Consider the following 13,903-nt stretch of genomic DNA (forward strand, 5'->3'; position numbering starts at 1 on the left):
CTTCAATTTTTAACTCTATTTTAGAGTGACTAGTTCACTTAATCGAACTTGGTCACCTTCCTATAATGTGAAGCAGCACCAGCATCTTCTACATTAGATATAGGAGGTTGTCCGTTGTTAAGTTCACTGTTATCAAACTGTACGGCACAATAAATACTGCCCATGTCACACCCTGGATCTGATGACAACGCGGGGGTAACAATATCGCCGTCCGCCTCCAAAGCAAACCAAGTGGTATCCTCTTCTGAGGACATTGTGGGCTTGAAAGCAAAAGCACTGATCACAGTTAATATTAAAGCCATTATAGACATTGTTTTAATTAGATTTTTCATAATTTTAATTTTAGATTTATAATGAGTTGTAAGTCAAAATAGAGCGACTATCTCCTGGAGATGGTCGCTTTTTTCTTTCTTGTCAGGACCGGTCAGTTAAGAAAGTATTTAACCTAAATACTCACTAAATCATCCATACCCTACCCCTTCTTTTATAAATACTACTTCTAGCATAATTAGTAGTTTAAATGATTTTTTTTCTTTTATCTGTGTAAGAAATGGAAGCACTCTTCTCGACTATATACATATTACTTGACTAATTTTAATAGTGCTCTTTTCACTATTAACCTGCTCTCACATGGTATCATTTTCAAAAGATCACTTGATTTTACTCTTGTTATCGCAAGATGATGGTAAAGCTTTAAGCTTGTTGCAGGAAATCTATGGGTCAGAGCTATTGGCATTAGCCTATGGCATGGTAGAAATAAAGGAGGAAGCAGAAGATATATTGCAGGAAGTATATCTTACAATTTGGGAGAAGAGGCACCGCCTCAAATTAACTCCCCCCATTAGAAATTATTTAACAAAAATGGTCATTAATGCTTGTATAGACTATTTTAGAAACGCTCATACACGTAAAGCTTCCCAAACAGACCAGTCACTAGAATTACAACCTGCGATCACTAACACTAATAACAGTAATTTCATATTGCTTAAAGATATGCTCAAAAAAACCAAAGCAGAGCTTCCCCCAAGAACCAGAATTGCCTTTATATTAAGTAGGAGCTTAAATATGTCTTACAAGGAGATAGCCTATACATGGGCATATCCCAGAAAGGAGTAGAAAAGCACCTAACTAAGGCAGTTAAAGCCTTTAGACTTACCTGGCAAGAATACCTTAAAATCACTAATCTGCTCATTTTGCCAATGTATGATAAACTGATAGATCGCATCATAAATGAGGTAGGGTCATACTTTTTATGAGCGTAAAGACCATAAAATAAACATCATGGAATCAACTTACTACATAGAATTAATTTACAAATCATTAATGGGCGACATCAGTCCAGAGGAAAAAGCTCAGTTAAACGGCTGGCGTAAGAAGGATGTAAAGCACGAAAAAGAATACCTTGAATTAAAACAGGTATGGAATAATGCCCTAGAGCTCCCAAATTATAGCAATCAGCAAATACAGAAAATTTCGCTGGATATTAGAAGGCAAGAAAGAGAAAGGCACACGCTAAAGACTAAGTCAATCGCTGAAAAACTAAAATGGTCATGGTTTACAGCATTATTTCTTGCACTGCTATGCTGTAGCCTTACCATATTATATTTGGCCAAACCATTTCCAAATACCATGGGCGGCATGTCTGACTTTTCACTGGATAAGGCTATTTTGTGGATGCCTGATAGTAGCTATGTTACGTTGAGGAAAGGGTCAACCTTTCAATTTGAGTATTCAGAAAAGAAACGCAAAGTATTCTTGAAAGGAGAAGGTTTTTTTGTAGTAGATCAGGATGATCAAAGGCCATTTATCATTTATTCCGGTAATAGTATCATAGAGGCACAAGCTAGTCGGTTTTTTATACGTCATATCGATGATATGCCATTTAGAGTAGTTCTAGTTGACTCAGGAAATTTAGAAGTAGCACATAATGGTAAAGAAGTACTATTAAATGAACATTACGATATGGCTATTATAAGAAGTGGATTAAAAAAAGAGAGGCTCGTGAAAGACAACAGCCACAGGTGGTACTATGATTGACGAATCGCTAGCCCTCCTCATTTAGCCTTTCTAAATCTTCCTTGAAGGACCTTTGCTTCATCACCAAATCATTAGTGATTTCTGTAAATTGGTTGACTTTTTCTAAAATGAATGATTGTTCTTTTTCAGTGATATGATCAAAACAATCAGTAGCCAAAACGATAGTGGTCAGTTTATTTTTTACCTCTTGTGAAGACCTGATAAGATTATCAACATAATTTTGCATTTGTAAAAGTTCAGATTCTCTACCCATCTCATCTCCTTTAATTAGTCTTCCTCCTAATTTTTTACAAAAATCTGTTTTTACAATCTCTAAAACAAGGTTTAGATAGTCAGCTGATAGTAGCTTACTGTGATCTATGAATTTCATTTAATAAGTTGGCCCAGTAAAATCTAACTGAACTCATGAGAGCTATGAAGAACGATCATTATTTCGAGAATAATCTAAATCTTTCCCTATCTATTTTATCAAAAAATATTCTGTATTGTAAATAAATATGGCTCAAACAACACGTTCAAGAAAAAAATATGATCATTCTTTAATCTGCAGCATCTCATAATTAACTGAAGGCAATACAAATACTGACCAGATGAAGGCACGAAATCTCCGAAAATTCCAACTCCACTCATTCGGCCATATTCCTTCAGCAGGTTCATTACCTTCGTTCATTCTCCAGCTTTGGAATCGCACCCTGATAGCCTCTCCTTGACACCAACCCAATCCCCGTACCTGTCAAGCAAATGCAATCAGGTTTTCCTACATACTGAAATACATTAACACCAATTGATGGAAGATCAATAAAAATCAGCTATCCAGTCGATAAGCCACATTCCTCAGCAGGCTCATTACCTTCGTTCAATCTCCAGCCTTGGAATCGCACCCTAATAGCCTCTCCTTGACACCAACCCACCTCCGTGCTAGTCAAGCAAATGCAATTAGGTTTTCCTACTTACTGAAATAAATTAATACCAACTGAGGGAAAATCTATAAAAATCAGCTATTCAGGCGATAAGCCACATTCCTCAGCAGGCTCATTACCTTCGTTCAATCTCCAGCCTTGGAATCGAACCCTAATAGCATATCCTTGACGCCAAACCCACCTCCGTGCTAGTCAAACAAATGCAATTAGGTTATCCCTTCGCTAGAACATATTATAATTTTCACTGTTTTAATTAAGTTAAATAGGCATATTATGCTGTTGATAAACTTTGATTATTACTGTCAGGTTTAAGTGACTATGTTAAAAGGGGTACTAACACTGCCCCTTTTTTTAATCAGAGATGATGATTAATTCATCCTTTTGTTGTGGTGAGTCGGACTATGATCATAATTATGTCTTGGAAGCTTTATGGTGAACTCTGTATACTTCCCTATTTCACTCTTCACTTGTATTGATCCCTGCAGTTTATCTATTATCTCACGGGTTATATATAATCCCAGGCCAGCTCCATTGGAGATAGTATGCCCTCTATAAAACATCTCAAAAATTTTATTAGTTTGAGAGGTAGGTATGCCTAAACCATTATCAGTAAATATAATTTCAACTTGTGTTTTTGAGAAACTCACTTGGATGGTCAAGCATTGCTCATCCTTTTCAGGGTCTCTAAACTTTACTGCATTGGCAATCATGTTATTAAATATGACCTGCAATCGATCTGGATCCGAATTAAATTTCCCATACTTCTCCACCTCAAAGCGAATATTTAGTGAAGAAAGACCTTCCATAAACTTGAGACGATCTTTAGTTTTAATCAGAATGCGATTAAAGTCTATCACCCTGGATTGTACAATATCATGTGAATTATGAGAATAGTCTATCAGTTCATCTATAAAAACATAAAGTTTGCTTATACACTCATGAATGAGCTTGAAATATTTTAAGGAGGACTCATGAGGAACATCGCGCTCTGCAACATTAATTAATCCGGAAATTGTAGCTAAAGGTCCTTTAAGATCATGAGAAACTTTGTAGACAAATTGATCTAACTCTTTATTTAATTTCTTTAATGACAGATTGGTTTGTTGTAATGCACTTTGTGTGTTTTTAATAATATTAATGTTGGTGGCATGAATAATTCCGCCAAACACTTCACCAGACTTTGTAAATGCTGGTCCAAAAGTAAAAAGCCACCATCCTTTCTTATCATGGTCACCATCTAAATAAACTTCACGTTTATTCACCTCGCCCATCAAAGCCTGATTTAGTAGTACCTCGACTTCAGGAATTCCCCAATCTTCATTCAACCAATCATAAATGGAACGTTGATTTTCAAGGGGTTTCCAGTTAAGCCCTACCATTAAATCTGAAGCCACCATGTTGTATTTTATAATATGAAGGTTATCGTCAAGTAATATATTTACGTCTGAGCTACTCTGAAAAAAGGCTTTTAAGGTTGCCTCTGAAGTCTGGAGATTTTTTTCAGCTTTTTTAATTCGTTCGATATTTATTCCCACACCTATCAGACATTCTTCGCCCTCGTAGTTTATTCGCCAACCATTAAAAAAGAACTCTAATTCCTGACCATTCTTTAGTAAAAATGGAGCTTCTACTTCCTCATATCCTTGCTCAAAAACTGTAGCAATTTTTGATTGTAATAGATCTCTCACTGGGCCCTCAGCGAACAATTCTATTGGGTGTAATGTCTCCATTTCTTCCGAACTATATCCTGTAACCTTCTCGAAATTATCATTCCATCTTAGAAACTTGCCATCTTTATTATAGAGATAAAAAATACCTGGCATACTGTTTATTATAGTATCCGCCAGTTGTTTTTCTTTCAACAGTTGTTCATAGGCTCTTTTCTCAGAGGTAATGTCTCTAACATTTCCTTCTAAAAGAATAAGTTTTTCATCTTTATATATGCCGTAAATGTTGGCTTGTAGCCAGATTTTTTCACCACTTTTTTTCTTCCCCTCTGCTATGTAGTCTTTCACACTTTTGTGCTTCTGCAATAATTGCATAAGCTCAATTCGCTTTTGAGGATCGGTATAAATTTCAGCACCAATATTTTTAACTTCTTTCAGCATTTCATCAGCAGAATTATAGCCAAAAATGTTAGCCATCATTGGATTTACCGTCAAGATTTTACCTTCAGGTGATGACTGAAAAATTCCTTCCATAGCATTTTCAAACAATCGCATATATAGGCTTTCGGCTCTCTGGACAGACTTTCGCTGCTCCATATCCTCCGTTACATCCTCCAAAGTGCCTTCAACTCTATATAATTGTCCTTTCGAGTTACGCAATAGCTCAATGGATGGCAAGAAATATCTTTCCCCGAGGATTTCCGGATTGGATCGGATCATAAATAGCTTAGGTTCTTCGCCACTAAGTACCTGATCAATAGCTTCGCGAACATAGTTTTTATCATCAGAATGTATGCGAGTCAATAGTTTATCCATCGATGGAACCAGAATTCCATCCTCAAAACCAAGCATTTTCAACAATTGCTTAGACCAGTGACTCTTACCACCAAATTCATAGTACCAGCTACCCATCTGTGCACGAAACTCCACCTTTTCAGAATGAACTCTGGCCGCTTCTGCTTCAATGATTGCACGATCTAACATTGAATAATTCTTTATTATCCAACACGAGGATAAACTCTTATTTATATTAAGCCTTTCAATTTTTAAATCAATGACAAGGTGTTGCTGATTCTTAGTCTTTATTTCTGCAGTCCGAAAGGATGTATAGGTATTAGATAGTTCAGAATGATTATTTCGATCCTGAAATGGAAATAAGATTTCTATAATGGATTTGCTTAATACTTCATCAGCCAGCCATCCCAAAATATTAGTGGCTTGACTGTTCCAATGGCTGATATCTCCTTGATCATCGATACAAATAACAATATCAGATGTTGAATCGATCACTTTTAACCATGAAGAATCAGGATGGATATCTTTGCCAGAATATATTTCGTCCAGTTCCTTCTCAATCAGAATTCTTGCCGTTTTAAAACACCCTTTTTGCTGGCGGGTTAGTTTTATCCCATCTTGCTCCGACATTAAGCACACCCCACCTATTACATCATTGTCTAATCTAAGAGGTATGCCAATGAGATATTTAATCTTTGGATGAATATTTTTCCACGAACCAGACTGCTCAGAAAAGATATTTGAAATATTAAGCTCTATTACTTTCTTACCATGAGATATCATTGTAAGCGGAGAACCAGCTTGTAAACTGCCTTTAGCTACAACTCCATGCGTAACCAGGTAATGGAAATAATCACCATCCGCTATGTAAATAACGCCTACCTGCAAGTTACTACTTGCACATAGCATAGCCAATATATTATTCATATGCTCTAAATTGCCAGCATCAGGTGTAGATTTTACTATAGTTCCAATTTTGCCCATATTCACCATACTATCCAACAATTATTGAAGAGCTGTTATATTTATTACATAAAGCTTATAAAATAAGCTTTTTATGAATAGTAAAAATGAATTTTCAGTAAATTATATTCAATCTAATGTAAGAATAAATTGCTAGATATAATTTTCATAGATGACATTGCAGAACTTAAAAGTTGGGAGCTATCTTCTAAGTATCATATAAAGGTAATTGACTTTGATGATTCGGATATGGCCATGCTTTTCATTCGAAGCAATCTTGAAGTGAGTAAAATTCTTTGTGGGGAAACGGAGAAAAGTATTGAAGCTCTATTTAAAATTCACGAGAAAAATAGGAAGTATCTACATTTTGGTGTACATCCTGCTCTTTATATAAGTCCCAGTTTAAAACAGTCAACTTGGCCGCACTCTATGAACCATAGAGGAAATAAATATCTATTCCAGTGTAAAAGTCGGCAAAAATTTATTGATTTTTTAGATAAGCTAGTTTGTTACTGGCTGATACTAAAGATTTCTGTTAACTAATAACTAACTCCTACTATAAAAGAAATTTTTATAGCCCATTTTATAACACAAATTCCTTTTAAGTAATCTACGTGTCAAATGACAAGAGGGCAAAATTAATTTATTCTCCCTCCGCGCCTTTATGGTCACAAGACACAAAAGCTCATCCGACAAACCTCTTCCTGCAATGCTCGGATGTATACTAATGTCTTTTATTATCACATCATGAAGGCTCTCTTTATACTCAACCTTGGCAAGTATTTTTTCGCCCATTATCATAATAATGCTCCCACCTTCCCTATTGATTTCATTTATTATCTTGTACTGCATAATCAAAATGGTATAAAATAATAAGGCTATGCATAATTTACGATGGTAGGTTATTCGAGGTTTTCCTGGTGTAATTTTTTTCAATAAATGTAATTTCACCGCTGGATAATATGATCCCTAATATCACTTCAATGGGTTGCTTAGCAAGATGTACAAATGTATACATTTGGCTGCTTGACACCCTCTTATTCTCGGAACTCGACAGGTGTTCTAATTGTTAGATAGGTGATTTAATATTTAAGATTTAATTATTTTAACCCCACGAAGTGAGCTGTCAATAATCATAATAGGAATTATAAGTATGCTTTAGAGTGAAGCTTATCTTAAGGCTAAAGATCTTTTTATGTTGAAATGATTCTGTGAGTATTGATCAATGAATTTGTATGGTCAGAGGGTTATCCTACCTTTTTGATTCAATGCTAAAAAGTGTGATTGATAATAACACTTCAACTTATACCTACTCTCCAGATATATTTCGAAGAGGCTTCATAATACATGTACTTAAATTACATTAATCATCAATTTCCTACATCAATTATCATAATTATCATCTCAGCTTCTTCAAATAAAATCTATTATCTTCCTAGTTTAATAGCTGCTATTCTTTTTATAATTATACTAACCTGATATTAATATTAAATAAATCTCATATAATTACATAAGTAATATTTAAAAGTAATAATTACGCTTTATCCTATTTATGAACATACCGTCCACATTTAGGAATTTTTTAAGGCTTTTAACTTGCCTCAATCCACTTTTTAGTGTCAAATTCAAATTGGCACAATTTTGATTTAAGTATTTAAAATGAGCAAAAAACACCAATTCAATGTTCTGTCTATTACCGCATTACTTACCTCAATAGTATACAGCGTCACCTTCCTGCATACCAGAACTTACGTTAATATCGATGATAATATAAAGGTTGACTTAACCTCAATTTCTCAATCAATATTCAGATTACAGCAAACTCAAATTGGAATTGCAAATAATGAGAAAGAAAATAAGGAGGTGATGGATGACCTTCAATTTGTTCGTGATAGATTGGAACCGTTACTAAGAATCGATCTGGAGGGAATCAATACAAGATGGAATAATTTAGTAAAAGAGAGCCTTAAAATCATCAAAAATGCAGAGCTCAACAGATACCAGGAAAACTTTGATGAAGAAGCAATAAATGAATCATTATTTACGCTAGTAGAATATCTTAAACAATCTGAAGAAATTATTCAAAAGCAAGAAGAATTGAATGATTCACAATTTCAAACATGGTCAACCATTGCATTTATATCTGGCCTGGTTTTTCTCTTAGTATCCTGCTATTTAGGTTATAAACTATATGCCTCATTAGATAAAAAGATCAGTCTTTATCTTAAAAAAGAAAAAAATGAGTCAAATAGAATTAAAGAACTTACAGCATACGTTGAAACCATATCTCAGGGAAATTACGACACTGAAATTGAAACCTCTTCTCAAAATGATCAACTCACGGCTTCCTTATTAAGAATGAAGGAGCAGTTGGCCATTAATCATGAAGAAAGTGAAAAAAGAAATTGGCTAAATACTGGGCTTGCTTCCTTTGGCCAACTTTTAAGATCAGAGAATAATCTTAATGAATTAACCCAGACTATCATCAATGAAATATCTAAATATTTAAATGTAAATCAAGGCTTTCTATTTATTAAGGAAGGTAATGAGAATGATACTTATCTAGAATTAAAAGCAGCTTATGCTTATGAACGTAAAAAGTTTCTGAACAAAAGAATTGAGAAAGGTCAGGGACTGGCCGGCCAAAGTTGGATAGAAGGACGATCGATATATATGATAGATGTCCCATCTGACTATGTAAATATAACATCAGGGCTGGGACAAGCTACCCCTAATTGTATTTTTATCGTTCCCCTCAAGTTAAAGGATGAAGTTTATGGAGTAATTGAATTAGCTTCATTTCACAAGTTACAAAATCATGAACTGGAACTCTTAGAAAAATTAGCTGAAAGCATTGCTGGCACTATTGCATCCGCACAGATAAATGAAACGACTAAAGCACTTTTAAATTCAACACAGAAGCAAACTGAATTGCTTAGTTCACAAGAAGAAGAGCTTCGCCAAAATATGGAAGAACTCCAAGCCACTCAGGAAGAAATGGAGCGTAAAGCAAGTGAAATAGAGAGCCGTATGATAGCAGTAGACGAAAGTGGAATTGCCTCTATAGAGTTTGATCTTTCAGGAAACATCATAACTGCTAATCAAAACTTCTTATCTCTCATGGGATATAATCTGCAGGAAATACAGGGTAGACATCATAGATTATTCGTTTCTGACAACTATAGACAAACTGATGAGTATAAGCAGTTCTGGAAAGACTTAAGATCAGGAATAACAAAGGCTGGGGAATATGAAAGATACAGTAAAACAGGTCAAAAAGTATTTATACAAGGTAGTTATTCCATATTAAGAGATAATTCAGGGGCACCGAAAAGTATTCTCAAATTAGCCACTGATATTACTGCATTTAAACTTATGAATGAGGAGCTACAACATCAGGCTGAAGAAATGAAAGCTCAGGAAGAAGAGTTAAGACAGAATATGGAAGAACTATCAGCAACTCAAGAGGAGATCTCAAGACGAAGTAGCGAAATTGAGAGTAGAATGATTGCTGTAAATGAAAGTGGAGTTGCCTCTATCGAATTTGATTTAAGAGGAAATATCATTACTGCTAATGAAAACTTCCTTCAGTTGATGGGGTACACGCTAAATGAAGTACAACTTAGACATCACGAAATATTTGTGTCAGAAACTTACGCTAAATCAACTGAATATAAAATATTTTGGAAGGAATTAGGGGAAGGTAAAAATAAAGCTGGTGAATATGAAAGATATACTAAAAGCGGCAAAAGAGTCTATATTCAAGGTAGTTATTCTATCATTAGGAATAGCGCAGGAGAGCCACAAAGCATACTTAAACTAGCTACAGACATCACTGCTTTTAAGCTAGCCAATGAAGACTTACAACAGAATATGGAGGAACTTTCAGCCACACAAGATGAGGTGGAAAGAATACTGCAAGAGGTTCAAGGAAATGAGCTTTATTTAAAGGAAGTTCTCAATGTAATTCCAGAACCTTTTTACACCATGGATACCGAGGGCATCATCAAACTATTCAACCAGCCTTTCAAAGAAGGACTTGCTCAACACAACATTCATGTAGAATCTGGAATGAGTTATTTTGACCTTCAATCAAATGATGAGTTCAAGGAAAAAATAAAAGCGGTCATAGATAAAGTAAAAGGAGGCGAAAAATTTCAATATCAATTACGCTATGAAAAAAAGGGGGGTGATATTTATATCCAAAATTACTACACGCCTATAAAAAATATGAAGGGAGATATCCAGGGCATAGCTGTCTATTCAAAGGATATTACTCAAATAAGACGTTTGAATGAGAACTGAATAAGTTTATCATAAGCAGATATATGAAAGCCAGAATTCACCATATAAAACAATAGGAAACATTTTTTTCTCATCGAGGTTTTAGCAATTGAGAGTTAATGATCTAAAAGGTAAATATAAAAAAGTCCGCTCGACAAATTTCAGGCGGACTTGATGAAAATCAGAATATGACAAACTGCCATAAAAGTTTAGTTGCTCACACCCTTTATTAATTAGAAACCTGGCTGCAGATAGCTTTTATCTTATGGAAAATCTCATTATTCTCGTAAATACCTTGAAAAATTTCAGCTCCTGTACCCATAGCAAAAACAGGTATGAGTTCACCACTATGCTGATTTGAATTGAAATATATTTTCACTTTTTCTGGATTTTCAATTTTATTACCATTTTCATCTGTATCATAAAATTTCCCTATACTCACGCCTCCAGTTTCATGGTCTGCTGTGACAACTAATAGCGTATTAGGATTTTCTCTGACAAACTTTTGAATAACCCCCAACGTATTATCCATATCTTCTACCTCGGCAATAAGCATTTCTTCATTCTCATCATGTCCAGCCCAGTCGATATAGGATTCCTCGACCATCATAAAGAAAGGTTGCTTAGAACTTTTAAAGTAGTTAAGAGCTTTTTCGGTTGCTTTAGGAAGAAAATCACCTCTACCTTGAACCTTTGAAGGCATGCTTTCATCGGACAGCAAATAAATATTTGGCTTACCCATTACAGGCTCTGATAACTTCATCGTATCAATATGATAATCCATATCTATAAAATGCTGGTATAAATTTACACTATCCTTACGCTTTCCAAAGAAGTTGCGCCCTCCACCAGCAATGAAGTCTATTTTAGCCTTTGGCAATTGAGCAGCTATTTCTTCATGCATATCTCTATCAGGTACGTGAGCATAAAAGCTCGCTGGCGTAGCATGTGTAACTGTGGTAAGGCTTATTAGCCCGGTCTTATAACCCTGCTTTTGCAAATACTCCAAGATGGTTTCCCTTGAAGTAGTATCAACGCCAACTCCGATAGCTCTCTTATAAGTTTTTTCTCCTGTAGAAAAAGCGGTGGCTCCCGCAGCAGAATCAGTGATTTTGTATTCTTTATCTGATGTTTTGTGAAAACCTATATGCTTAAACTGAGAAAAGTTCGATTTCTCATCACCAAAATAATAAGCAGTTGAAATTTGAGGAACTCCCATACCATCCCCTATGAGTAGGATGATATTTGGTGGCATTACCACTTGCGCTTGATTCACATCAATACCATCTGCCATTTTTTGATTACATGCTGACATCATTAGCACCACACAGATGCACAAAAACGTCTTTAATTTATTTTGAATAGACATAAGTTGAATTAGAGAAAGAGGCGACATACTTAAGCCATGTCGCCTCCGGGTTAATATAATTTTTATATTCAATTAATACCCATCATTCTGAATAAGGAATTCAGGAATGTTAGACGATCCATCTATAGCATCCTGAGGTATAGGGAATAGCCTATGACGAACATCAGTATCAGTTTTCTCTGTCCATATGTCTTCATATTTGCCAAATCTAATTTGATCACCCCTTCTAAAGCCTTCCCAATAAAGCTCGAATCCACGCTCGCGGAACATTATATCTAAATTGATAGAAGACAAAGCGGGAGGAGTCTGGTTTGGTCTGGCCGTTCTTGAGGCACGTACTGTGTTCACATCTGCTAGTGCAGCCGCGGCATCACCACTTCTTAATTTAGCCTCAGCTCTCATCAGGTATATTTCGGCGAGTCTCATAAGCACCAAATCCACGCTACTGTAATTATTACCATTAGGAGATGTATGGCTAAACTGATATTTAGATACACGATAACCAGAATGGTGCGCTCTTCCTTCATCTGAGAAGTCTACCTGTAAAGTAAGATCTACATAAGCAACATCCTTATCAGGACCATTCCCTTTGACCTGCTTTAAAGGATAAATTCTTACACCATCATCACAAGTAAAAAACTCCCCGTTAGAATCCTTCCTTGGCCCCCAAAGAATACCCCTAAGAATACCTCTGTCTATTTCAAATTCCTCAGGAACCACGCAGTAATAATGATCTTGATCATTTAGAGGGGTTAATCCTGTTAAGTCCTCCAGCTCTTCCGGCACCATTGCATTTTTCTTGTAGAATCTGGCGTCAGCATCAGCAGGATCTTCAGCACCATAAGCCTCTACCCATGTCTGATAAAAATCTGACGTAATAGCAGGTCCATCGGTACCATCTGAGCTGGGATATTCGGGCCTGGCTATCAATGACCCTGGAATAGACCAATACGCCCATCTGCTATGTTCATTTTGCATAACTCCACGTTGATCAGCTGCAAAAATTACTTCAGTATTACTGTTATTATTATCATTAAATAGATCAAAGTATTCTGCAGAAAGTGAGAAACCACCGGAATTGATAATCTGGTCGCAATAATCTATCACTTTATTCATATCTTCTGTAGTGAAGCTTGGAGTTCCGTAAGGATCACGGTAAACTGCGGCATTCAGATATAACCTGGCTAATAAACCTTGCACAGCAGACTTTGTCATTCTTCCAGGCCCTTTGTCATCATTGATTACATCTACTACAGAAAGTAGTTCTTCCTCTATATAATCGATAGCATCTTGCCCCCTGAGAACTTGCGAGAATTCACTTTGTTTATCCTTCTGGAATACTACTCCCCAGCTATCTAAGAGAAGCATATTCAAATAACCTTTAAGTGCCTTCATTTCAAAAAGTGCTCCCGCAGCGGTAGTATTACCTTCATTCGCCAATGGTTGTAACACCTCGATGGCCGCCAATGATCTTGCAATATTGATAGTAAGCTCATTCCAAGCACTTCCTACCAAATCATTACTAGGTGTAATTAAGTGTTGCTGAGCTGCCATAAATTTACCTCCATCAAACCAATCTACACCACCACGGTATGGTAAAATTGCTTCATCAGAGGGTATTAACTGCAAACCATAATAGTTAGTATGTCGCCAGGTCCATGCAACCTGTCCATACGCCGGAGATATAGCCCCGCTTATTGCTTCAGCCTGACCACTGCCCGTTAAAGATTCGTCTAGCACATCCTCTTCCAGATCTGTACAGCTCCAGTGAAGCAAGTTCATTGAGAGAAATAAAATTAATATTTTACTTTTCATGTCTATAATATTTATTAGAATCGGGATAAACTTATACCTCAATTTCATGATTA

9 protein-coding genes are annotated in these 13,903 nt (G+C 35.8%); 3 read left to right on the forward strand and 6 right to left on the reverse strand.

Annotated features, from left to right (window positions below; genetic code table 11):
- Window positions 1–38: 38 nt before the first annotated feature.
- Window positions 39–332, reverse strand: coding sequence for a DUF6520 family protein (locus LVD16_RS23745; protein ID WP_255697703.1), 294 nt, complete (start codon window positions 330–332; stop codon window positions 39–41).
- A 298-nt stretch (window positions 333–630) separates the two neighbouring features.
- Here LVD16_RS23745 and LVD16_RS23750 point away from each other — a divergent pair, with 298 nt between their 5' ends.
- The gene (locus tag LVD16_RS23750) at window positions 631–1,116 is read left to right on the forward strand and encodes a sigma-70 family RNA polymerase sigma factor (RefSeq protein ID WP_233770791.1); all 486 of its coding nucleotides are present in this window, start codon (window positions 631–633) and stop codon (window positions 1,114–1,116) included.
- Window positions 1,117–1,281: 165 nt separating this feature from the next.
- Window positions 1,282–2,037 (forward strand): FecR domain-containing protein, encoded by a 756-nt coding sequence (locus LVD16_RS23755; RefSeq protein ID WP_233770792.1) that lies wholly within the window; start codon window positions 1,282–1,284, stop codon window positions 2,035–2,037.
- A 7-nt stretch (window positions 2,038–2,044) separates the two neighbouring features.
- Here the strand turns inward: LVD16_RS23755 and LVD16_RS23760 are convergent, their stop codons facing one another.
- The 3 genes from LVD16_RS23760 to LVD16_RS27905 all read right to left on the reverse strand — a co-directional run bounded on the left by LVD16_RS23760 (window position 2,045) and on the right by LVD16_RS27905 (window position 7,234).
- Window positions 2,045–2,407: a hypothetical protein gene (locus LVD16_RS23760; RefSeq protein WP_233770793.1), complete on the reverse strand. Its 363-nt coding sequence runs from the start codon at window positions 2,405–2,407 to the stop codon at window positions 2,045–2,047.
- Window positions 2,408–3,325: 918 nt separating this feature from the next.
- A complete protein-coding gene (locus LVD16_RS23765) occupies window positions 3,326–6,403 on the reverse strand; it encodes a PAS domain S-box protein (protein WP_233770794.1) in 3,078 nt (1,025 codons plus the stop codon).
- A 525-nt stretch (window positions 6,404–6,928) separates the two neighbouring features.
- A complete protein-coding gene (locus LVD16_RS27905; protein WP_370687623.1) occupies window positions 6,929–7,234 on the reverse strand; it encodes an N-acetyltransferase in 306 nt (101 codons plus the stop codon).
- 807 nt (window positions 7,235–8,041) lie between these two features.
- Between LVD16_RS27905 and LVD16_RS23770 the strand changes: the two genes are divergently transcribed.
- A complete protein-coding gene (locus LVD16_RS23770; RefSeq protein ID WP_233770795.1) occupies window positions 8,042–10,687 on the forward strand; it encodes a GAF and PAS domain-containing protein in 2,646 nt (881 codons plus the stop codon).
- A gap of 208 nt (window positions 10,688–10,895) precedes the next feature.
- Here LVD16_RS23770 and LVD16_RS23775 read toward each other — a convergent pair whose 3' ends face one another.
- Window positions 10,896–12,035, reverse strand: a complete 1,140-nt coding sequence (locus tag LVD16_RS23775; protein ID WP_233770796.1) for an alkaline phosphatase — start codon at window positions 12,033–12,035, stop codon at window positions 10,896–10,898.
- Between the two features lie 72 nt (window positions 12,036–12,107).
- Window positions 12,108–13,850, reverse strand: a complete 1,743-nt coding sequence (locus LVD16_RS23780) for a RagB/SusD family nutrient uptake outer membrane protein (RefSeq protein ID WP_233770797.1) — start codon at window positions 13,848–13,850, stop codon at window positions 12,108–12,110.
- Window positions 13,851–13,903 lie beyond the last annotated feature (53 nt).

This window comes from Fulvivirga ligni (assembly GCF_021389935.1).
Taxonomy (GTDB): domain Bacteria; phylum Bacteroidota; class Bacteroidia; order Cytophagales; family Cyclobacteriaceae; genus Fulvivirga; species Fulvivirga ligni.